The 21959-nt window shown below is 69.1% G+C and carries 15 protein-coding genes and 2 pseudogenes; 12 read left to right on the plus strand and 5 right to left on the minus strand.

The annotated features are described in order from the left end of the window. Positions 1-2: 2 nt before the first annotated feature. A complete protein-coding gene (locus ACZ5VQ_RS20835) occupies positions 3-818 on the plus strand; it encodes an SAM-dependent methyltransferase (protein ID WP_469106187.1) in 816 nt (271 codons plus the stop codon). Positions 819-909: 91 nt separating this feature from the next. On the opposite strand, the gene ACZ5VQ_RS20840 is transcribed toward ACZ5VQ_RS20835, so the two are convergent. Continuing rightward, the gene (locus ACZ5VQ_RS20840) at positions 910-1935 is read right to left on the minus strand and encodes an Lrp/AsnC family transcriptional regulator (RefSeq protein ID WP_362088089.1); all 1026 of its coding nucleotides are present in this window, start codon (positions 1933-1935) and stop codon (positions 910-912) included. Positions 1936-2050: 115 nt separating this feature from the next. Here ACZ5VQ_RS20840 and ACZ5VQ_RS20845 point away from each other — a divergent pair, with 115 nt between their 5' ends. The 3 genes from ACZ5VQ_RS20845 (at position 2051) to ACZ5VQ_RS20855 (ending at position 5985) form a co-directional block, all read left to right on the plus strand. Further along, positions 2051-3604, plus strand: a complete 1554-nt coding sequence (locus ACZ5VQ_RS20845) for an AbgT family transporter (protein WP_469106188.1) — start codon at positions 2051-2053, stop codon at positions 3602-3604. Between the two features lie 56 nt (positions 3605-3660). After that, positions 3661-4917 (plus strand): M20/M25/M40 family metallo-hydrolase, encoded by a 1257-nt coding sequence (locus ACZ5VQ_RS20850; RefSeq protein ID WP_469106189.1) that lies wholly within the window; start codon positions 3661-3663, stop codon positions 4915-4917. 732 nt (positions 4918-5649) lie between these two features. After that, positions 5650-5985, plus strand: a complete 336-nt coding sequence (locus ACZ5VQ_RS20855; protein WP_469106190.1) for a DUF5956 family protein — start codon at positions 5650-5652, stop codon at positions 5983-5985. A gap of 168 nt (positions 5986-6153) precedes the next feature. Here ACZ5VQ_RS20855 and ACZ5VQ_RS20860 read toward each other — a convergent pair whose 3' ends face one another. The 3 genes from ACZ5VQ_RS20860 to ACZ5VQ_RS20870 form a co-directional block, all read right to left on the minus strand. Continuing rightward, positions 6154-9585, minus strand: a complete 3432-nt coding sequence (locus ACZ5VQ_RS20860) for an NACHT domain-containing protein (RefSeq protein ID WP_469106191.1) — start codon at positions 9583-9585, stop codon at positions 6154-6156. Between the two features lie 101 nt (positions 9586-9686). Then, complete coding sequence (locus tag ACZ5VQ_RS20865; RefSeq protein ID WP_469106192.1) at positions 9687-10226, minus strand: GNAT family N-acetyltransferase; 540 nt, start codon at positions 10224-10226, stop codon at positions 9687-9689. Next, the gene (locus ACZ5VQ_RS20870) at positions 10223-11506 is read right to left on the minus strand and encodes an XRE family transcriptional regulator (RefSeq protein WP_469106193.1); all 1284 of its coding nucleotides are present in this window, start codon (positions 11504-11506) and stop codon (positions 10223-10225) included. The genes ACZ5VQ_RS20865 and ACZ5VQ_RS20870 overlap by 4 nt, the downstream gene beginning before the upstream one ends. A gap of 239 nt (positions 11507-11745) precedes the next feature. Between ACZ5VQ_RS20870 and ACZ5VQ_RS20875 the strand changes: the two genes are divergently transcribed. The 8 genes and pseudogenes from ACZ5VQ_RS20875 to ACZ5VQ_RS20910 form a co-directional block, all read left to right on the plus strand. Further along, entirely contained in the window at positions 11746-12192 is a 447-nt protein-coding gene (locus tag ACZ5VQ_RS20875) for an ATP-binding protein (RefSeq protein ID WP_469106194.1), read from the plus strand. 412 nt (positions 12193-12604) lie between these two features. Then, on the plus strand, positions 12605-12784 hold the full coding sequence (locus ACZ5VQ_RS20880) for an FxLD family lanthipeptide (protein ID WP_469106195.1): 180 nt from the start codon (positions 12605-12607) through the stop codon (positions 12782-12784). A gap of 206 nt (positions 12785-12990) precedes the next feature. Further along, entirely contained in the window at positions 12991-15957 is a 2967-nt protein-coding gene (locus ACZ5VQ_RS20885; RefSeq protein ID WP_469106196.1) for a lantibiotic dehydratase, read from the plus strand. After that, entirely contained in the window at positions 15954-17231 is a 1278-nt protein-coding gene (locus tag ACZ5VQ_RS20890) for a lanthionine synthetase C family protein (RefSeq protein ID WP_469106197.1), read from the plus strand. The genes ACZ5VQ_RS20885 and ACZ5VQ_RS20890 overlap by 4 nt, the downstream gene beginning before the upstream one ends. A 21-nt stretch (positions 17232-17252) precedes the next feature. Next, on the plus strand, positions 17253-19334 hold the full coding sequence (gene fxlM, locus ACZ5VQ_RS20895) for a methyltransferase, FxLD system (RefSeq protein WP_469106198.1): 2082 nt from the start codon (positions 17253-17255) through the stop codon (positions 19332-19334). A gap of 88 nt (positions 19335-19422) precedes the next feature. After that, positions 19423-20559: a hypothetical protein gene (locus ACZ5VQ_RS20900; RefSeq protein ID WP_469106199.1), complete on the plus strand. Its 1137-nt coding sequence runs from the start codon at positions 19423-19425 to the stop codon at positions 20557-20559. A gap of 59 nt (positions 20560-20618) precedes the next feature. Further along, positions 20619-20814 (plus strand): annotated as a pseudogene (locus ACZ5VQ_RS20905) (flavoprotein); the annotation flags it as partial. After that, positions 20795-21169 (plus strand): annotated as a pseudogene (locus ACZ5VQ_RS20910) (site-specific integrase); the annotation flags it as partial. The pseudogenes ACZ5VQ_RS20905 and ACZ5VQ_RS20910, both read left to right, overlap by 20 nt. A 47-nt stretch (positions 21170-21216) precedes the next feature. Here ACZ5VQ_RS20910 and ACZ5VQ_RS20915 read toward each other — a convergent pair. Next, entirely contained in the window at positions 21217-21876 is a 660-nt protein-coding gene (locus ACZ5VQ_RS20915; RefSeq protein ID WP_189844889.1) for a hypothetical protein, read from the minus strand. Positions 21877-21959 lie beyond the last annotated feature (83 nt).

Raw genomic sequence — 21959 nt, forward strand, 5'->3', positions numbered from 1 at the left:
CCATGACCGACCACGAGAGCTCGACCGGCCCGGCGGCGAGGCAGAGAATCGACACCTCCGTGCCGCACTCGGCGCGGATCTGGAACTACTGGCTGGGCGGCAAGGACAACTACCCCGTCGACGAGGCGGCCGGCGACGCGTACACCGCCGTCTTCCCCGGCATCGTGACCATCGCCCGCAGCAGCCGCGCCTTCCTCGGCCGCAGCATCCGTCATCTGGTGGAGGAGGCGGGCGTCCGGCAGTTCCTGGACGTCGGTACGGGCCTGCCGACCGTGGACAACACCCACGAGGTCGCCCAGCGCATCGCGCCGGAGTCCAGGATTGTCTACGTCGACAACGACCCGCTGGTCCTCGCCCACGCACGCGTCCTGCTGACCTCCTCGAAGGAGGGGGCCACCGACTACGTGGACTCCAGCCTCTACGAGCCGGACCTCATCCTGGCGGAGGCCGCCCGGACCCTGGACCTCTCCCGCCCGACCGCCCTGATCCTCAGCGGCATCCTCGGCCACGTCGGCGACTACGACCAGGCCCGCACCCTCGTACGCGCCCTCGTGGACGGCCTCCCGTCGGGCAGCTACCTGTGCGTCAACGACGGCTCCCGCGGCACCGACCCGGCCTACGAGGTGGCCCAGGACGGCTACAACGAGACCGGCGCGGTCCCGTACTTCCTGCGTCCCGTCTCCCAGATCGAGGCGTTCTTCGAGGGCCTCGAACTCGTCGAGCCCGGCGTCGTCTCGGTCCCGCTGTGGCACCCGGAGAAGACGGACCCGGCCCCGACACCGATCGGCCAGCACGGGGGACTGGGCCGCAAGCCCTGACCCGACGGTTTCCGGAACGCCCGTGAGCCCGGGCGGTCACCTCCCGCGGGAGGTGACCGCCCGGGCTCACGGGCGTTCCGCCTCAGGTGGCTCAGAGCAGCGTCGGCGCGTGGAACGTGCCGAGGCCCGAGGTCAGGTCGCGGTCCAGCCAGTAGCGGCGCGGTTCGGCGAGCATGACGTCGACGCTGACGCCGAGGATGCCCGGGATCCGGGCGAGTTCGTTGTCGATGAAGAGGGCCAGGGCGGATCGGTCGGTGACCAGGCCGGTGGCGAGGACGGACATGTCGCTGGCCACGTGGGCGGCGAGCCGGGTCTGGGGGAGCCGGTCGATGCGGCGCATGACGTCGGGGGTCTCGCCGGGCGCGATCCGCAGCCGGAGCACGAACGGGGTCTGGAAGCCCAGCCATTCCGACACGATCTCCAGGCGCGGCTGGACCCATCGCTCGTCGAGGACCCGGCGGACGACCCGGTGCGCGGTGGAGGTGGCCAGGCCCGCGGCCCGGCCGATGCTCGCGGTGGAGGCCCGGCTGTCCTGGAGCAGCAGGGCGACGACGGTGCGTTCGGCCTCGCTGAGGGGTTTGGCGGGGGGTGTCGCGGTCGCGGTGCCCTCAAGGCGGGTGCCGGTGAGTTCGAGCAGGCCGGCCCGCTCGGTGTCGGTCAGGAACTGCGGGTCCCAGGTGATGCCCCGGCGCAGGGTGCTGAGCGCGGGCAGGGCCTTGACGCGGCGGACGCCGGGCACGGAGAACATCCGGTCGATCGCCTCGCTGGTGGCCGCCTCGGAGGGGGCGTGCACGACGGCGTAGAGCGGGTAGTCGCCCGAGATCTGTGCCAGGAGCTGGAGGTGGGGCAGGTTGCGCAGGCGGTCCAGGACGGCCAGCGGGGTCTCGCCGGTGATGTCCAGGAAGACGTGGACGGGCATCGCCGTGGAGTGCATGCCCCAGTCGGCCTGTCCGATCACGCGGACCATCCGGGCCTCGTGCAGCCGGTCGTAGCGGCGCTTCAGCGTGCCGGCGTCGGCGGCCAGGATCGCGCCGATGTCGTCCCAGGTGGCCCGGGGTGCCAGATGCAGTGCCCCGATGAGGCGCCGGTCGAGCTCGTCGAGGAGAGGGCGGGTCATAGCGCCCCACCTTAGACTGCCGATTTATCCCACCGTTACATCCAGGGTATAGAGAATCTCTCATCTGAGTGCCATTGTTCGCGGAAACATCCCTCAAATGCACGAAGAGGTACCGATGAGTGCCACCTCTGCCCAGCCACAGCCGACCGAGCCCCGGTCGAGAGCCCTGCGTGCCGCGTTCCGGAGTTTCGCGGCGATCGAGAAGGTCGGGAACAGACTCCCCAATCCGTTCTGGCTGTTCTGGATCCTCGCGGGCGTCGTCGCCGTCCTCAGCGCCGTGCTGGCGGCGGTCGGTGTCAGCGCCGTCCACCCCGGCACGCACGAGACCATCGGTGTGCAGAACCTGCTCAGCAGGGCAGGCCTCACCATGGCCGTCGAGGGCGCCGTCGAGAACTTCGCGGCCTTCCCTCCGCTGGCCACCATCCTCACCGTGATGTTCGGCATCGCCGTCGCCGAGAGGAGCGGACTCTTCTCCGCCCTGCTGCGCCGCATGGTCGCGCGGGTGCCGGGCAAGTACCTGACCTTCGCGCTGTCGATGACGGCCATGGTCAGCCATGTCGCCGGTGACGCCGCCTACGTCACGCTCATCCCGCTCGGCGCCCTGGTCTTCCGCGCGGCGGGCCGCAGCCCCGTGCTCGGCTGCGTCGTCGCCTACGTCTCGATCGCCGCCGGCTACGACGCCTCCCCGTCGCTCACCACGACCGACGTCCTGCTGTCCGGGATCTCCACGGCCGCCGCCCACACCATCGACGCGGACTACGTCGTCACCCCGGTGGCCAACTACTTCTTCGGGCTCGGCTCGTCGGTCCTGGTGGCCCTGGTGATCACCCTCGTCGTCGACAAGGTCCTCGCCCGCCGCTCGGACCTGGAGCCCGACGAGCCGGTCACCGAGCTGAACGCCGACGAGCTGGAGGCGATCGAGGTCACCGGCCAGCAGCGCCGCGCGCTGCGCGTGACCGGTCTGGTCGCCCTCGGCTTCATCGCGTTCCTGGCGGTGGCCATGATCCCCGCGTCCTCACCGCTGCGCGGCGAGGGCGACGGCATCGTGGAATCCCCGCTGATCGGCGGGATGGCGCTCGTCCTGGGCGTGTTCTTCGCCGTGCTCGGCACGGTCTACGGCCGGATGACGGGGAGCTTCTCCGCCGCCGGCGACATCATCTCCGCGATGGTCGACGGCACCCGATCGATGGCGCCGATCCTCGTCCTGTTCTTCGCGATCTCCCAGTTCCTCGCCTACTTCAAGTGGACGAACATCGGCAACATCCTTGCCGTCAAGGGTGCGGAGCTGCTGCGCGAACTGGACATGCACGGCTGGACCGTACTGGTCGGCATCGCCGTGCTGATCACGTTCATGAACCTCGTCATCACGAGCGGCTCCGCGCTGTGGGCGCTGGCCGCTCCCGTCCTCGTACCCATGCTGATGCTCGTCGGCATCGAGCCCGAGACGACCCAGGCCGTCTACCGCGTCGCCGACTCGGTCACCAACTGCGTGACCCCGATGAGCCCGTACTTCGTGATGGCCCTGGGCTTCATCCAGCAGTACCGCAAGTCCGCGGGCATCGGCACGCTGGCCTCCTTCACGATCCCGATCGCCGCCGTCGTCTGGGTCGTCTGGGTCGCGTTCTTCGTGGCCTGGTACCTGCTGGGCATCCCGTTCGGCGTCGGCTGACCCACCCCTCCGCCGAGGAACGCCGCCGCCCCCGCCTCCGTACGAGAAAGAAGATCATGACCGCATCACCCGCAGCCGCCGCCCTCACCGCCCGCGCCCAGGAGGTGTCGTCGCGGATCGTCGACGACATCCTGACCCTCGTACGCCATGAGACCAGCAGCTACGACCTCCCCGGCCTGGCGACCGGCCTGGACCTCCTGCGCGAACTGACCGTCCAGCGGCTCGGGCGGCCGGACCACGAGCTCCGCCACCCGGGCGGTGAGTGCGGGGACACTCTCACGCTGACGTACGCCGGTACCGGCACCGGCGCTGGGACGGGCGCCGGTGCCGGGACGGGCGTCGGCGCTGGGACGGGCGTCGGCGCTGGGACGGGCGTCGGGCACGTCGTGCTCGTCGGCCACTACGACACCGTGTGGCCCACCGGGACGCTCGCCGGGTGGGAGCAGCCTCAGGCGTCCGGGGACGGGCGGGAGAAGCTCGGCGGGCCGGGCATCTTCGACATGAAGACCGGTCTGGCCCAGGGCATCTGGGCCCTGAAGCTGGCCCGGGAGAGCGGCGCGCCCGTGCCCACCGTCACCTTCCTCTTCAACGGTGACGAGGAGATCGGCTCCCTGTCCTCGCGGCCGGTGATCGAGGAGGTCGCGCAGAAGGCCGACGTCACGCTGGTGCTGGAGCCGACCGCCCACGGCGCGGTCAAGACCGCCCGCAAGGGCACCGGGATCTTCCAGGTCACGGCCACCGGCGTCGAGTCGCACGCGGGGCTCGCGCCGCAGGACGGGGCGAGCGCGATCACCGCGCTGTCGGAGTTCGTGGTCGCCGCGGCGAAGGTCGCCGCGCCCGACCGGGGCACCACGATCAACACCGGGCTCTTCAGGGGCGGTTCGGCCATCAACGTCGTCGCCGGACAGGCCACCGCCGGCGTCGACATCCGCGTCAGCAGCCAGGCCGAACAGGACCGGGTCGACGCCGAGCTGGACGCCATCAAGGTGAGCGACCCGCGCGTCCGCATCGACATCGACCACGCCTGGAACCGCCCCCCGATGACCCTCAACGCCGCCTCCGCCCCTCTCCTCGCCCTCGCCCGCGAGGTCGCCCGCGAACAGGGCCGTGACTCCCTGCCCGACACCGCCGTCGGCGGCGCCAGCGACGCCAACTTCGTCGCCGCACTCGGCCTGCCGGTCCTCTGCGGCATGGGCGCGGTCGGCGACGGCGCCCACGCCCAGGGCGAGTTCATCTACCCGGACACGGTGCCGGCGCAGACGGCGCTGGTGGCGGGGGTGCTTGGGCGTCTTGTGCGGCCGTTGCGGGGCTGAACTCGGCGGCGGCGCACATCTGTGGGCGGGGGTGCGTCACTGCCCTCGCCCAGCCCCATGCGCTCGCAACACCTTTGCGTCCGCCATATCCACGCGCCCTCAGGGCGCTCCGGCCGCCCGACGCCCGCTCCCGGACTGACGAGGGCGGAGCCCGAAAGCTCCGCCCGGTTCGAAGGAAACCCGGATCGGGTCAGGGCCACACAAGGCAAGAAGGCTGATGCCCCGCCTCATGCAACCGATGGTTGAAGTCCTGCCATTCGTGTAGCGATTGAGAGCGGGAGGGAGCTGACCTGGGGTTTCGCGGCGAAATGCGCGTTGACCTGCGAAAATCCCTCGCCGTAGTTCTCACCGGTCAACGCCGTTTCCCAGGCTCATGTGCCCTGGATGTGCCCTCGCCAGCGTGCGCGGCTCGTAACAGTCAATTGTGGTAGAGCGTCCGCGTTTGCACGACACCGTACGGACGATCAACCCTTTGAAGGTCGTCGTCGGGCGCCGTTGTCCGTCGTATCTGCCGTCGAGCTGGACCGTTGTACCAGCTCCCAGAGAGTGACGACTCCTGGAACCGGGCCATGACGGAGCGCGGTGCGAACGTCCCTCTCTCTTCGATGGCCCGTCGTCGGCGGGTCAACAACCGGAACACCCATCTGGCGAGGCCGAGTGCGAGCAGGCAGCCGACGGCCAGGTAGATCCACGGCGAGGTTGACGTCCGGAAGGGGACCGACTGCCGGAGGTATGGGAGCAGGCCGAGCTGGGCTGGGAGCTTGCGCCGAGGCGTCGATGTGGGTGTTCCTGCCCTGCATCTGGCCGCCGGACGTGCGGAGGGTGCCTGACCGGTCCACGCGGCGGGAGGTCGTCATCGCCTTCGATGTCGGCGGACAGGTGATCGCCGCGGAGCGCCGGCTGCTGTCGGAGGAGGAGTTGCAGGAGTGGGATGCAGCGGCTGACTCGGGATTCAGCTGTTTTGGGAGTTTCCCTTCGGCCGTGGCCTGCGGATACGTCGACCGTAGCGGGCCGGGACTGGGAAAACTCCTCTCCCTAGCCCTCGCGTTTTCCCGGGCTTTTCCGTAGGTATCTGCCTAACCGGCCCCCGATTTCGAACATGGCACACCCATCGAACCCGATACCTGGCTTGTGCGGGACAGTTGAGTGCGAGCGGCACCTCGACCCAAACCAGCGGGAGCCAGCCCTTCCGTGAGCTAGTTGCTGTGGGCGGTGCTTGCCGCCTGGAGGAGGGGGTCACAGAAAGCGCAGGTTCATCCAGGATGGCAAAGCACCGGCACCCCGAATGCGATCACTTCCCGCGGCGATGTAGAGCTCTCGCAGATCGTGCAGTTGAGCCAACGGTGAAATGTCGATGTCGCCTTCCGCCGTCATGTCTCCCGTGAACTCGCATGAGAGCAACCGGGGAAACGCTTCGGACAGTCGATTGACCGCTGCTTGGACGACTCGTTCCCCGCCGCCACCGCTGAGAGACAGGCTGGTGACGTTCGCCAGAACCGCGGTTGGCGGAAGGGTCTCGAGTGACGCGGCGCTCGCGCTGAGGCCGGTTAGCGCTGGTAGGCCGGAGATCTCCCGCCAGTCATCGGCTGAAGCCGGGCTGGACGCTTTGTTGAGTCCGAGATCCGTGAGTTGGGAAAAGCCACTGAGCCCTTGGAGTCCGCCCAACGGCCTCGCCCCGTCCGACACGCGCAGGCTGCCCAGCGGAGCGCGGCTCGGAAAATATTCCGGGGACCAGCTCTGGCTGGATGGTCCGCTGATCACCAGTGATTCCAGGACCGGCAATCGTGAAACCGGGCGCAAGTTGATGTTGGAACCGGTGGTGGTGATGTTTAGGTGCCGAATGGGGAGTCCGCTGATGGCGGAAAGATCCTTGAGATTCGGGCAATCATCGATAACGAGCGATGTCAATGTCATTTGCTCGGCGAGGAATCCCAAGTCGAATGTCTCAGCGTTCGACAGCGTGAGTTGCGCGAACGTGTGCTGGGAAGCATACGAGGCTAGTGCTCCCAGGGACACACCTCCCCTGATATCCAGAATATCCGGCTGCAGTTCCAGGCGCTTCAGGTGATGCAGTTGTTCGTCGGACTGGATGGTGTAAGCGAGGGCGCGCGCGTCGAGGTGCGCGACGACCTCCTCGGCGTACTGAGCGCTGTTGAAGCGTGGCCAGGCCCACAGAAGCTGGGCACGGACCGGAAGAAAGGGATGGCGGACGAACTGGGACAGAAACGCGATGGCAGCATCGGACTTGACGTTGGAAGCTGCGATGGTCACGTGATAGGCGGCCACTCCGTCATCGAGTTCCTCTGGGCCGGGGAGGAGATGGAGGATCAGGGGTCCGACCTCCGCTAGGGCGTGTGCCTCTTCCTCGTTTCCCGGGGGAATCAGGGTGGCGGTGCGTTGCTCGACCTCCTGGCGTACGGAAGGTTCGAGGGACGTCGCGTATTCCAGGCAGGCCGCGGCGAGCAGGTAGACGCGGGCCTGGACGCGCTTGTCGGAGATGCGGTCCCCCACGTCCACGAGTTCCCGGAAGATCGTGACACGTTCCCGGGGGCGGGCGAGAGCGACCGCCATGCGGATGACGTCCTCCCACTGGTCGTCCGCTGCATGCCCGACAAGGAGTCCGAAGTCGGCTTCCTCGACGGCGGCTCGAGCGCCGAGGAAGTCCTGGAAAGTGCGGTGGATGAAGTCGACTGTGTCGGGAGCGGGTTCGCGGAGGAGGCCGCTCCGCTGGAGGAAGTGTTCGAAGACGGTTGGCGCATCACCCAAGGTAGCCACTTCGGGGACCGAGGGGAGAGCCCGAGCGATGATGCCCTCCGCGCGGGAACGGTCCATCTCGGTACGGCCATTCTTGATCAGCCAGTAGGCGAGTCGCTGGAGCAGATCGAGCTGGGGCTCCTCGCGGAGTCCGGGGCTCACCATGTCCCGTTCTCGGTCGCGTCGGCTGAGCAGCATGGAGAGCGCGGCCTCGTAGAGGTCCTTACGGCCATGGGGGAGATAACCCCGCCGGTCTCGATGGAGGGCGCAGATGAGCCCGCACATCAAAGGGTTGGTGGCCAGGCGGCCGATGTCGGACTCGGTTCGGACTGCGGCGAGGAGCTGCCGCTCGTACTCGTCGAGGTCGGCAGCGTCATCGGCATCGATTCGTGCGGCATGGTGCCACTGAGTGATGAAGGTGGCGATGTCCGGGGGGTTCATAGGCGACAGTGTCAGCTCGGTGAAACCGTCCTCGGTGAGCCAGTCCTGGCCCACAGCCGATGGGCGGGAGGTAACCAGCCATCGGTTGTCACGGTCGTATGTTTCGATCAACTCCAGCAGCCACCTCCGGGTCCGCTCGCGCTCGTGGTCGGGAATCTCGTCGATGCCGTCGATGAGGATTAGGCCGCGCCCGGCGCCGAGGACCCGGTTCTCCCAGCCGTCAGGCTGAGTGCCGGTGAGCGGGCAGCCAATGGCAGAGAGAAAGTCCTTGGGGGCCGGGAGGCGCTCGCCATGGCGCGTGAGTGTGCGCAGCGGTAGAACGAAGGGGATGCGGTCGTAGAGGTACTCGATGCGATCGGGGAGGTCCTGGCCAGCTGCGGCGACAGCCAGCCACTGGACGAGTGTGGTCTTGCCCGAGCCGGCTTCGCCGCGTAGTAGGACTCGGTGGTTGGCTGCCAGGGCTTGGTCCGCGGGCTGGGCTGCGAGCGGATCGCGGATCAATCGAGCGGCGTCGTAGGTGAGCCACACCTTGTCGGCATGCATTTCGTCACCCTGGTGGGGCCTGGCCTGTTCCTCGAACGGGAGGAGGCTGTCCAGGTTTTCAGGAGACTCCTCGGCTCCGGGCTGACGGAGATCGTCCAATGTGCCTTGCGTCGACAGCGCAGCGTAGAAGGAGTGACGTTGGGACGGGGTGAGAGTCGAGAGATCACCATCCTCTAGAAGGCCGGCGCGCAACAATGTCCGGAACCTTTGCCAGTGCCCCGACAACGGTGAAGCCTCTAGATTCAGATACGCCACGTTCAGCGGCCACCGTCTTGGGGAATTGTTGAGATCGATCCCATAGATCGTGAGCTTGCCGTGTTTCTTGGACACGTGCTCCAGGTATGCCTGCTCGAATGCGGCGTCCTCGCCACCGGCCAGCGGATTGCGGCGGATCAACTCGTCGACCTTCGCGATGAGCTCGTCGACCGCTCGGGCCTGTACGACCAGGGTGCGGGCGACGAAGGTCGAGCGTTGCGTGAAGAAGTTGAGGATGTGGAGGCATGCGGTTTCGAGCAGGCCCTCGTAGAAGTACGTGGCATCGGCTGTGAGGTGACGCTCGGGACTGCCGCTCGCGCGACGCAGTTCGCGGGCCAATGCCGAGTGGCCAAGGCGTACGGCTTCGAGGTCGGTGAGGGTCAGGTCACCGAGGGCGTGGAGGGTGCTGGCGAGGGCATCGGTGACGGCTTGCTGCTCGTCATTGGGGAAAGGGCGTTCACCGGAACGCAGGGCTTGTCTCACCAGCTTGGCGGCGAGGTCGCGCACGTCGGACTCGGTGAGGGTGCGCTTCTCGCCCTTGAAGGATACGTAGCTGGAGATGCGGATCGGCTTGTCGACAAGGCCAGCCCCGGGACCTCCGGTGATGAAGAGTTTTTTGACGAGAGGTCCAATGACGGCCGAGGCGAGTCGGGTGCCGATGGCTGTGGGTTCCACGCTTACCCCCGTAGATCCGTACCGATGCCCTCGGATCCTAAAGCGCCCAGGGCCCCGACCTGCCCAACTGCTTGAAGACGGCGGGCTGTCGTGGCCACTGGTCAGCGGATGGCGCGGATCATCACGGTGAGTACCGGCGAGGCCGGTGACGGCTGGCTCTGCCCGATGTCTTCGTACTCCCACGACTCGTAGAGCGCGCGGACCTTTCCGTCGCCAGCGGCCGGGTTGACCATGAGCGTGGCGTACGGCTCGTCGCGGGTGGCGAGGAGGGCGTCGTGGATACGGCGGGCGGTGCCGGTCTTCCGCCAGGTTGGTCGGACTCCGATCTCCTTCAGGGCCACGGCCGGACGCTTGGTGTACTTCTCCGCTGGCTCCGGGCTGGTGCGCTGCCAGTAGCGGTCGCCGTGCTCGATGGTGTTGCCGTAGGCGTAGCCGACCGGATATCCGTCCGCGTATGCGAGGACGGCTGTGAACCCCGGTTCGGCGCCGTGCCGGTCCAGGCGCTCTCCGAACGCGGTGACCGCGTAGTTCGGCAGGTGGAGCAGCGGGGCGCGTACGTCGGCGTACACGTCAAGGAGGTCGCCGCGGGCGGTGTCGAGCGTGGTGAACGTGCGCAGTTCGACGGCGGGTGCCTTGGTCATGCGGCCATCCTCCAGGTGGCGGCGTGCTCGGTCCAGGTCTGCACGCTGGAGCTGCCTGGCGCGGTGGCGCGGAGCGCGGCCCCGAACTCCTGCAGCATGCGCGTGACCCGGGCGTGCTGGGTAGCGGCCTCGGCAGGGACCTTCATCGCGGTGGCTGTGGCAGCGTCGGCGGCGCCCTGCGCGAGCTGGGCGTGTGCAAGCCGGGTGGTGGTGATGGCGAGGGACCGGATCATGTGGGGCCGGAGGGCGGACAGGCAACGGTGGGCGTGGAACTCGGCGGTCGGGTAGTCGCCGAGCGCCAAGTACCCCGACAAGGCCAACGAGTCCAGCTCGGCCTGGTCGTAGAAGGCCAGCAGCCACACCGGCCGGTAGTCGGCGGGGTCGGCGCGGAGCATGGCGTCCTGCGCCTGCTCGAACGCGCGGCGGGTGCCGGTGCGGTCCTGCGCCGCGCCGTGGATGGCCCCCTGCCGGGCCAGGCCGAGAGACGCGAACAGGGGATCTCGGCGTGTGAGGTGCAGGTTGCGGGCGACGTCGTTGGCGGCGAACGCGTCGGCGGGACGGCCCATGTGTCGGTACATGGTGCCCGCGTGACTCCAGATGCGGAACTTGATCGCCTGATCGCCGGACATCTCGGCAAGGGCCTGGGCCTCACGCATGTGCGACTTGGCGATGTCGTAGCGGCGACCGTCGATGGCGGCCCACATCGCCGAGGAACGGAACGCCGCTGCGGAGGCATAGAGACTGCTCCGTACACGCTGGCTGGCGCTGCCCGCGTTCTGGAGGTTCAGGGCCTCGTCGGCGAGCGCGGTAGCCCGCTGCTCGATGCCGAGTTGCCCGCCGTGGCGGTGGTCGCTGGCGATGATCTCGGCGAAGCGCTTCTGCAAACGGTCGACGTCACTCATGCCGATACGGCGCGGCGACGCGGTGCCGGGAGCAGCGGCTGCTGCGGCAGCCGCTGCGATCCCGCCGACGAGGGTACGGCGCTTCATGTCGGGGTCCTCCTGCTGCGATGCGGCCGGGGCGGACGAAGGCCGGCCCCGTGGCACGAACCCTAGAGCGATGGCAGGCAGACCACTGACGTCCTCAAGTGCCTTGCGGGTAGCCGATTTGGGCCATGTGACCCGGCCTGCCTTCCAGTCCCGGACCGATGAGCCGTCGAGGCCGCCATGCCTCCCGGTCAGCTGCTCTAAAGCCCTGTTCACAGCGTCAGCAAGGCTGTTGGAGCTGTAGCCGTGTTCGGCCATCCACGCCTCAAGAACGGTGTTGCGCGTGGTGTCCATGACCGCACGGTAGCTCTCACTCCCCCTCCCACACCAGGTAAAGGGAAAGTCAAATCGCCCTAGGCTCTTCGGTTGTAAGGACGGCTGATCGCCCTAATCACCTTGTCCCGAAAGGGAGTTGTCTTGTTGTCAGTCGCCCGCCACTCCCCACCGTGCGGACGACTGTTGACGGCCCGGCCCGCCTCTGAGGTTCCCCCGCGGAAGTGGGCCGGGCGCCGAGACAACCCGAAAGCCCCCCAATGACGAGTCTCACTACGCAAGTTCGCGTCGCCTCCGTCGGCCACCCCGCCTACAGCCAGACCTTCCCTTGCGAGCCGTCCACGGCCGAGATCGGCCGTCATCTCCTCCGGGACGTCCTCGGCATATGGCACCTCGACAGCCTCACCGACCACGCCGCGCTGATCATCACGGAGCTGATCGCGAACGCCTCCAGGCACACCCCGTGCCACGAGGTCCGCCTGATGGTCGAGCGTCCGAGCGCGACACGGCTGCGTGTCGGGGTGTTGGACCGGGCGCCGGCGAGCTTGCCGATTCTCAGCCAGGCCGATGACGATGACGAGTCGGGCCGCGGGTTGTTCCTCATCGACGCAGTCGCCGACCGCTGGGGCTACGACCTGCATGGCTCGGGCAGGCGCCCGTGGGGCAAGGAAGTCTGGGCCGAACTCCGTGTCAAGGACGGCGCGTGAATAGCCCGGCTACGGCGAGCCCGCCGCTCCAGCATGTCGCCCACCTCCGCCCCGCCAGCAGATGGCCATGGGCTATGCCCTCTGCGCCCGCCCGCTGGGAGCGAGCGGCCGGGTGCAGGGGATGGGCAACACGCCACCTTCTACGCGTTCGAGCCGTGCCTCGACCGCCTCAAGCTCAGGCACTCGGCGACGACATGGAGCGGCGACCGGCGACCGCTTGATCAGACTCCCGGCACACGACTTCCCGGTGCGAGGCAGGCAGCCCGCGAGGAATCCGTCGCGGGTCACGTCCCCTCGTGCCGGGTGGGCCAGGAACCGTCCGGGGAGCAGGCCGTCCGGCGGCGCTCCGTGTGATGGGTCCTGGTGAGCACCACGGTCCAGCAACACACCAACGATTACTAGGAGTTGGAGCATGACCCGTAACCGCGTAGTTCCCGGCCGTACCGAAGTGCACCCGCAGAGTCCGGGATCATCGGACGGCTTCGACCTCGACGTTTCTCTTGTCGAGATCGCCGACCCGGCGGGCCTGGTCAATCTGACCGACGACGGCTGCGGTTCCACCTGTGGAGCCTGCACCACCAACGTCGCCTGACCCGGAACTCAGGTCACTCCGGGCTGGTGCCGCCGCGCCCCGGCGTGGCGGCACCAGCCGCCCGTCCCCACGCCCTACGGAGGTAGTTGGTGATTGCTCCGCCCGCAGCGTTCCGAACCGGCACAACAGCTCTCGTGCGCGCCGTAGCCCGGCCGTCACTGCCGGTTCCTCCGTGCCCTGACCTCGATGACCGCTCGCCCAGCAGCTTGGCGGCCTGGGTTACGTGGCTGCGTGCGGTCTGGGCGAACCAGGATGTCGCCGAGGCACTGCAACACTCCAGCCCAGTCCTGGCCGCGCAATTACAGATCATGTGCAAGGCCGAGCGGCCTCCTCTGCGGGACGTACGGCGCGCGGCGCAGTCCGTGGCCCGCTATCTGCTGCGGGCCGAGCACCGGGCTACGCCGTTCGGCCTGTTCGCCGGCGTGACCACCGCAGAGTTCGGTCCACAGGCGAGTTCGGGCTGGGGCGCAGGGCATGTAGCCGTCGGCCGCGCGGGGGCTGAGTGGCTGGCCGCCGTGGTCGACCGGCTGGAGTCGTGCCCGGACCTCCTCGAACGGCTGCCCGTCGTCGTCAACAACACCGTGTCCAGCCGGGGAGACCGGCTCATCGTGCCGTTCCAGCCTGACGTCCAGGACGACCGGACTCGCGCGGTCGAAACGTCCCTGGCCCTGACCGTACCGGTACGCGCGGTCCTCGCCGTGGCCCGGGCGCCGATCCAGGTCGGAATGCTCGTGAACAAGCTCCGGGCAGAGTTCCCCGAGGCAGGGGCGGAGAGGGCGCGTCATCTGCTGGCGGAGCTGATCCGGCGGCGGGTGCTGATCACGAGCTTGCACGCGCCGAGCACCGAGACCGACGCCCTCGGCTATCTGCTGGGCCAACTCGATGCGATCGATGCCGGAAACCTCGCTCCGGTCACAGAGACAGTGCGTGACGTTCGCGCGGTCCGGGCGGGACTGGAGGAGTGCGCCACGCGCGGTGGCCGGGACAGCGTCGCAGCACGGATGCGGGCCCTCGTGCCCGGCCTGCGCCGCCACCCCGTCGCCCTCGACCTGCGCCTGGACGCGCAGATCGTTCTGCCGGACGAAGTGGCCCGGGAGATCGAGCGTGCGGCCCTCGTCCTGACCCGGGTGAGCACCCGCCCGTACGGGACCGCGGCGTGGGGCGAGTACCACCAACGGTTCTACGAGCGGTATGGCATCGGCACGATGGTGCCGCTCCAGGAGGTCGTGTCGGACAGCGGCACCGGATATCCCGACGGCTACCCGGGCAGTCCGGCCGACGCGCGTCGCCCTCGCCTCTCCGCCCGGGACGACGCCCTCGTACGGCTGGCGCAGGCCGCCGTACTCGACGGCCGCGACGAGGTGCTACTCACCGACGAACTGGTCGCGACCCTGGATCTGGGGCCCGAAGAGCCCCGGCTGCCGCCGCACTTGGAGGTGGGTGTGCGGGTGCACGCGGCCAGCCTCGGAGAGTTGCAGCGCGGGCGGTTCCGGCTGGAGGTCGTGAGCGTGTCCCGAGGTGCCGGCGTCTCCACGGGCCGGTTCCTCAGCGTGCTGACCCCCGCCGACCGCGAGGCCCTGACCACAGAACTCGCCGACCTTCCAGCTGCGGACGGCAATACCGTGCCCGCGCAGCTTTCTTTCCCGCCGCTGCTCCCTGAGAGCGCCCACGTCACTCGCGCCCCGCAGGCCCTGCCCACCGTGATCAGCCTCCAGGAACACCGCGCATCGGAGGACCCCGTCCTCACCCCGGAGGACTTGGCAGTGGGGTGCGACGGCCGCCGCATGTACCTGGCCGCCCCTAACCGCGGCCACCGTGTCGAGGCTGTCGGGGTGCACGCGTTGAACCTGCTCACCCACACTCCGCCGCTGGTGCGGTTCCTCACGGAACTGTCCCGCGCGCAGTGCGCGCAGGTCACCGTGTTCGACTGGGGCGCCGCCGCGGCGATGCCGTTCCTTCCACGTCTGCGGTACGGGCGCACGGTGCTGGCCCCGGCACGCTGGCGGCTGGAGACGTCCGAGCTGCCCGGCCGCGCCCGCCCCCGGGCCGAGTGGGACGCCGCCCTCGCCGACTGGCGGGCCCGGCGGCGGCTGCCTCGCCGCGTCCACCTCGTGGAGGACGACCGACGCCTCTTCCTCGACCTCGACGAGGCCGGCCACCGGACGATACTGCGCCAACACCTCGACCGTACGGACCTGGCCGTGCTCGTCGAGGCCCCGGAACCGGAGGCGTACGGCTGGTGCGACGGGCGAGCCCACGAGGTCGTAGTGCCCCTCAAGGCGACCCGACCGTCGACATGGCCGCCCCTGCCCGCCCCCACTCAGGCCCGCATCCTCTGCCCGGCCCAGATCCAGACCCCCGCTTCCTCCCCCGTACTTCTTGCCACTCTGTACGGAGATGCCCGGCGCCAAGACGCCCTGCTTTCCCAGCACTTGCCTGTCCTCCTCGAACAACTCGGCAACCCACCGTGGTGGTTCATCCGCTTCCGCGACCCGGACCAACACCTTCGCGTACGCATCGCACTCCCCGTCCCTGAAGCCTTCGCCGAGACGGCCCATGCGGTGAGTTCCTGGGCCGACGAGCTGCGCAACGTCGGCCTGCTGGCCGATCTGCGGTACTCCACCTCGTACCGCGAGATGGGCCGCTGGGGCTCCGGCACCGCATGGGAGGCGGCCGAGGAGGTGTTCCGGGCGGACTCACGCGCCGTCCTGACCCAGCTCGCGCAGCCGCAACGCCCCGGCCCGCGCACGCTGGTGGCGGCCCATACCGTCGCCGTCGCCTCCGCGTTCCTCGGCAGCACCGAAGTGGCGATGCGGTGGCTGATCGACCACATCCCGCCGACAGCCCCCGTGCCCGTTCCGCGCCCGCAGTTCACCGAGGCCGTACGGCTCGCCGACCCGTCCGACGACTGGGCAGCGCTACGCCATGTCCCAGGCGGAGACGCCATCGTGTCGGGGTGGGCAGACCGGGATACGGCACTCGCCGGGTACCGGCAGCACCTACCGGGCCCGGACACCCAGGGCATCGCCATCGACGACGTCCTGATCTCCCTGCTGCACGTCCACTTCGTGCGGCACATCGCCGTGAACTTCCCCGAGGAAGAGGTGTGCCTCTACCTGGCGCGCGCCACCGCCCTGGCCTGGACCGCCCGCACTACCGGGAGGACCTCATGACCGCCCACCCCGCGCTCGATCTGATCGACGCCATCGCTGCCCAGCTCGCCGACCCCTACACGGCGCCCTTCGCACTCCGGGCAACGTCCTCGGACCGGCAGCACCTCGCTTACGGGCCTCCCGGTATCGCGCTCCTGCACATCGAGCGGGCCGCGAACAGCCTGGGACCGTGGCAGCGCGCCCACGACTGGCTGGCCGCCGCCTCGCGGGAGCCGTTCACCAGCGGTCCCGACAGTCATCCCTTCTACGGGGTGCCTGCCTTCGCCCACGCCCTGGCCTGTGCCGCCGACCACCTGCCCGGCTCCTACCAGCGCGCCCTTAACGCGATGGACCGGCAGATCGAGATCGACGCCGTACACCGCCTCGACGCCGCACATCGACGCATCGATGCCGGACGCCTGCCGGAGCTCGCCGAGTTCGACACCATCCGCGGCCTCACCGGGTACGGGGCCTATCTCCTGCGCCGTGACCCCGGCAGCTCCACGATGCGCGCCGTCCTCGACTACTGCGTGCGCCTCACCGAGCGGATCACCCGCCAAGGCGAGACCCTGCCGGGCTGGTGGACGGAGACAGGCCCCTCTGGCAGCCCCGACGACGACCGGTTCCCTGGCGGACACGCCAACACCGGCATGGCACACGGCATCGGCGGCGTGCTCGCGCTCTTGGCCCTCGCCGCCAGGAACGGCGCCCTCGCCGAAGGCCACCACGCAGCACTGCGCACAATCCTGGCGTGGCTGGACCACTGGCAGGAGGAGACCGGTCGCGGACCGGCCTGGCCGTACTGGGTCACCCAGGACGAGCTGCGTACCGGGCGCCTCGCCCCGTCCGCGCTCCGGCGGCCTTCCTGGTGCTACGGCACCGCCGGCCTCGCCCGCGCCCAACAACTCGCCGCACTCGCCCTTGGCGACACCGACCGCCAGATCGACGCTGAGAACGCGCTCGTGGCCGCCCTCACCGATCCCGACCAACTCAAGGCCACCACGGACAACGGCCTGTGCCACGGCCTCGCTGGCCTCGCCCACATCGCCGCCCGTACGGCCGACGACGCCCACCCCTCGACCGTGGGCCAGCTCCGCGCCGTCATCCCAGCGCTCCTGGCTGCGGTCCACCTGCCGGGCACCGACCCCGAACTCACCGCCACGGCGCTCATCCAGGACGAGGAACGAGGCCCCGGTCTACTCGACGGCGCCACCGGCACAGCCCTGGCGCTCCTCGCGCCCAGCACCGCCGAACCGCCCCGGTCCGCCTGGGACGCCTGCCTGCTCATCGCATGATCCGCCGACCGAAGGACCCACATGGCCTCCGACCGCTGGCAGCAGCACAACATCACCTTCGTCGACCGCGAGAGCGCCCGGCGCGTCATCACCGAACGCATCGGCCCAGCTCTGATCACGGCTCAGGCCGACGGGCAGCTCACCGGCTGGTGGTTCATGAACAAGCACCCCTGGCCGCTGCGTTACCTCGCTGAGGAACCCTCACCGGTCATCGAGTCGCTGCTGAGCGATCTCGTCGGCGACGGCGTAGCCGTGTCGTGGCTGCCCTGCATCTACGAGCCCGAGGTCGACACGTTCGGCGGCCCGGAGGCCATGGACGCCGCCCACGAATTTTTCCACCGCGACTCCCACCACCTGCTTACCTACCAGCCGAACCTGGATCACCTGGGACGCCGGGAGACCGCCGTCCTGCTGGCGAGCGCCATGATGCGCTCGGCCGGACTCGACTGGTTCGAACAGGGCGACGTGTGGGCGAAGGTCGCCTCCCTCCGGCCGGCCATCACCCCTCTACTACCCGAACGAGCTGCCGAGTTGGTCTCGGCCATGCGGAAGTTGATGACCGCCGATGCCCACGACCTCTGCCGTCAGGACGGCCCGCTCTACGCATACGACGAATGGGTGGCCGCCTTCGAACGGACGGGAGCCACGCTCGCTGACCTCGCCAACTGCGGCGCCCTCACCCGCGGCCTGCGCGCCGTCATCGCCCATCACGTGATCTTCCACGCCAACCGCGCCGGTCTCCTCAGGGACGACCAGAGCGCCCTGTCCAACATCGCACGAGAGGTAGTCGTGGGAACGAGCGACAACACCGCATCGCCCGCCGAAGCCACGGTCGGCGCCGATAGCGTCGGCACGGTGAACACCGACACAATCGCCACCCCCACGGCGGACGCCGAGCGCCTCCGCAACGCCCTGGTCGACCAGCTCCGCGCGGAAGGTCACGCCCGCACGACCGCCGTCGAGACCGCGTTGCGCACTGTGCCCCGCCACCTGTTCGTGCCCGAAGCGTCACTCGAAGACGCCTACGCCGACGCACCGGTGCACATCAAGTACGACACCGACGGCACGTCCATCTCGTGCGCCTCCCAGCCGGGCGTCGTCGCCCTCATGCTGGACCAGCTCGACGCCCGGCCCGGCAAGCGCGTTCTCGAACTCGGCGCCGGCACCGGCTACAACGCCGCTCTGCTGGCCCACCTGGTCGGCGAGAGCGGGCAGGTGACCACTCTGGACGTCGACGACGACCTCGTGGAAGGTGCCCGCGCGCACCTCGCCGCCGCTGGGATCACCAACGTCAAGGCCGTGACCCGCGACGGGGCCCTCGGCTACCCCGATGGAGCACCGTACGACCGGATCATCGCCACCGTGGGCGCGCACGGCGTGCCGCACTCCTGGCTGCAGCAACTCGCGCCCGGCGGACGGCTCCTCGTCCCCCAGCGCCTCAAGGGCAGCGTCTCCCGCTCCATCGCCTACGAGCGGCGCGACGGCCGATGGTTGTCCCTCGGCAGCGAGATGAACACCTTCATGCCGCTCCGGCGCGGCATCGCCGACGACGACCGCCGACTCGTCCCGCTCAGCGCGGACGGCACAGTTCGGCTCCAGGCCCCCGCCGGGCAGAACATCGACGCCGACGCCCTCGCCGGTGTCCTGGACCAGCCGCGCACCGAGGAGTGGACCGGCATGACGGTCCGCGCCATGGAATCGCCGGAGTGGATGGAACTGTTCGTCACCTGCTCCCTCCCCTCCGGCCTGATCCGGATGCTGTTCCCCCAGAGTGCCAAGGGCACTCTGCTCACCGACGACCCCTACCCCTCCTCAACTGCGGCCGTCGAAAAGGGTGCCGTCACCTACCTGGCGCGGCGCCTGCCGGAGGAGAAGTCCCCCGAAGGCGGCAAGCTCTGGGAATTCGGCGTCATCGGCCACGGCCCCGGCAGCGACGAACTGGCCGCGAGGGTCGCCGACGCCATCCGCACCTGGGACCGCGACTACCGAGGCCGCGAGGCCACGTTCGAAATCCAGCCCCTCGACGCTCCGGCCATCGAGCATCGCCCCGGCCTCTTCGCTCTCGACACCCCGCTGAACCGCATCGTCGTCGACTGGCAGTGACGACCCATACGTAGCGGACGGTGCCCGTCGTCGTACGGCTGGCGGGCACCGTCGCCTCAGCAGTTCTCACTCACGCCCCGGGGGATCCATGGACCCGCACGGACCCGTAGCCCAGCGCTTCCCGCTCGTCGCCCGATTCCGGCCCGCTTGTCTGCCCCTGCCTGAGCGCGTGCGCGCGCTCGTCGACCTGGCCGACACCGCGGTGAAGAAGACCGACCAGGGGCGCGCATCGGCCGTCTACAACCAGGCCGCGCTCATCGCCTCCGATCTCGACCTTCCCGACCTCGCACGCGAGATGTGCCACCAGCACGCCGCTGCCTACCTCCACGCCTGCCCCCTGCCCGGCATGAGCGCAATCCGAGGACTGGAACCCGTCGTCAATCTCGCCCGCCTCAGGATCCGCGCCGGCCGCGCCGATGAGGGACGTCAGCGACTGCTCGACCTGTATGAGGCCGTCGAGGCGGGCGCGGCTGCTCGGTTCGATGGTGTCGCGGTACCGGCGGACCTCACTGCGACCGGCGAAGACCGCCACGAGGTCCGCGCGTGGCTGTGGCGCGTGCTCCTCGCCGACGGCACACGCACGCTCACCACCGGGGGACGTTGGGCCGAGGCCAGAGCACACATCGAAGCTCACCGCGGCGTGGGCAAGCGGATGCTCGACGGTCGCCAAGTCGCGGTACTCGCCGCTCTCGTCGCGGGTGACACTGCAGGGGCCGCTGTCCTCCTCGCCGATACGATGCCCGGCGCCCCATGGGAGCAAGCCGTCACGGCATGCCTGATCGTCCTGTGCCGCCGCGGCGCCGGACAGTCGATCGCCAGCCACCTGGCGGACCTGGTGACGGCCTACTCCGAGCGGAAGCCCGAACCCGGGATGACCGTCTTCGACATCCGGCTCGGACTTACCGTCCTTGACGCGATCGGTTCCGCCGAGGCGCCCGGCGCGCGTCGCATCGTCGAGGATCTCCACCGCAGGACGACGGACGCCGAAGATGGCTACGCGGCACGCGAGAACCTGGCGCACCCGCTGTTCGCCGCGCTCGCCACGGACCGGCAAGCACAGGAATGCTGCGCTCTGGTCCGTGCCTGTGCCCTCGGGGCAGGGGCCGTCCCCGATGAACTGCGAGGACAACTGACGGCTGCTCTACGCGCCAGCGACAGCGTGATCCGGGAGAGTCTCGCGCGCCCCTTCGAGCCTGAACGTACAACCTCTTTGGCGAGAGCCTGATGGACGCACGAGCCTGGTGACACCGTGAAGACCACGCGTACTTGAGGTCGATGATCTGCGTGAGTGATCAGTCTGACAAGCCGTTCCTCCCGGTCGTGGTCTGGGCGGCTGGTGTTGTCGCCGACGTCGGCAAACTGATCACCGCAGCCCATGAGCAGCCTTGGGACGTCGGTGTCCTCGCGACCCCACAAAGGCCTCGGCTTCCTTGATGGGGAGGAGGCCGAGGCCCGGACCGGGCGTGGGGAAGCTCGCCCGGGCTGTTGCCTGCGTGATCTTTACCCGCGAGCGTGGCGCGCTCTACCTCCAGGCGGCTCCGGAAGACGGCATGCACGCCCTCCGGTACGCCTACGCCCCCGTACTCCTGGAGGCGGGGAGAGCATCAAGGCGCCCTCCGAGTACCTCGGCCACTCGGACCCAGGCTTCATGCTGCGGGCGTATACGTACCCGCTGCCGTCCAGCGAGATACGTACTCGCAGGGCGATCGACGACGTCTTCACCGAAGCCGAAGCGGAAGACAGCCGCGACCCGTCCGCCGCCCACCCAGGGCGTATCAGTACCTTCGCCCAAACTCATGTGCCCTGGCCGCCTGACGGCCCCTCTCCGGCACTGAAAAGGGCGAGGCCCGAAGACCCCGCCCGATACCAGCGAAACCCCAGGTCAGGGCCAAACCAAGCAGTACGGCTGATGCCCCGCCTCATGCAGCCGATGCGAGAAGTCCTGCCACTCGTGCAGCAGCTGGTACACGTTGTACGCGTCTCGTGGGCCGCCGCGGTCCGGGACCGTCGACCAGATGAAGGCGGCCGCGCCCACGGCCTCCTCGCCGATGCCGCGCAGGGGGTCGACGACGGTCATGGGGAGCTTGACGACGGCGTAGTCGGGGTGGAGGACGACGAGTTCCAGCGGGGGCACCTTGTGCAGAGGTATGCCCTCTATGCCGGTGAGGACCATCGCGGCCATCGTCTCCGGCTTGATCTTGGTGAACATGCCGTTCATGCCGAGCTCGTCGCCGCCGAGTTCTTCGGGCCTCATGGAGATCGGAACGCGTGCGGCGGTCGCGCCGTCCGGGGCTCCGAAGTATTTGTACGTCACCCCCACCCGGCCACCATTCCCGCTTCCTGCCCTGAGCTGGTCCGCCCCGCGGTCTGTGTAGTCCATACCGTCCATACGGCTCGACGGGTCGTTCCGCTCAGGTTCGCCCTGCGATCCCTGTGCCTGACGTGTCTCGGCCGCTTCCGCCTCGCGTCGGTGCTTCCCCCGCCGGGCACGCCGAGGACCCAGGTCATCGGTCCCCTCGCCCAGTCCGCCACCGCGATGCATATCTCCACCCGACTGCTTTTCTAAGGCGCGCGACCCCCGCCACGCAACCCGATCATCGTGAGAGTGACCTCCCCCACGACCGC

It is taken from the genome of Streptomyces sp. NPDC033178, from assembly GCF_055577685.1.

Bases quoted from the DNA above. Each gene is read 5' to 3' on its own strand.
- ACZ5VQ_RS20865 (WP_469106192.1), bottom strand. From the start codon at position 10,226: ATGACCAAGGCACCCGCCGTCGAACTGCGCACGTTCACCACGCTCGAC.
- ACZ5VQ_RS20870 (WP_469106193.1), bottom strand. From the start codon at position 11,506: ATGGACACCACGCGCAACACCGTTCTTGAGGCGTGGATGGCCGAACAC.
- ACZ5VQ_RS20875 (WP_469106194.1), top strand. From the start codon at position 11,746: ATGACGAGTCTCACTACGCAAGTTCGCGTCGCCTCCGTCGGCCACCCC.
- ACZ5VQ_RS20915 (WP_189844889.1), bottom strand. From the start codon at position 21,876: ATGCATCGCGGTGGCGGACTGGGCGAGGGGACCGATGACCTGGGTCCT.
- ACZ5VQ_RS20850 (WP_469106189.1), top strand. From the start codon at position 3,661: ATGACCGCATCACCCGCAGCCGCCGCCCTCACCGCCCGCGCCCAGGAG.
- ACZ5VQ_RS20845 (WP_469106188.1), top strand. From the start codon at position 2,051: ATGAGTGCCACCTCTGCCCAGCCACAGCCGACCGAGCCCCGGTCGAGA.
- ACZ5VQ_RS20880 (WP_469106195.1), top strand. From the start codon at position 12,605: ATGACCCGTAACCGCGTAGTTCCCGGCCGTACCGAAGTGCACCCGCAG.
- ACZ5VQ_RS20890 (WP_469106197.1), top strand. From the start codon at position 15,954: ATGACCGCCCACCCCGCGCTCGATCTGATCGACGCCATCGCTGCCCAG.
- ACZ5VQ_RS20855 (WP_469106190.1), top strand. From the start codon at position 5,650: ATGGGAGCAGGCCGAGCTGGGCTGGGAGCTTGCGCCGAGGCGTCGATG.
- fxlM (WP_469106198.1), top strand. From the start codon at position 17,253: ATGGCCTCCGACCGCTGGCAGCAGCACAACATCACCTTCGTCGACCGC.
- ACZ5VQ_RS20840 (WP_362088089.1), bottom strand. From the start codon at position 1,935: ATGACCCGCCCTCTCCTCGACGAGCTCGACCGGCGCCTCATCGGGGCA.
- ACZ5VQ_RS20835 (WP_469106187.1), top strand. From the start codon at position 3: ATGACCGACCACGAGAGCTCGACCGGCCCGGCGGCGAGGCAGAGAATC.
- ACZ5VQ_RS20900 (WP_469106199.1), top strand. From the start codon at position 19,423: ATGGACCCGCACGGACCCGTAGCCCAGCGCTTCCCGCTCGTCGCCCGA.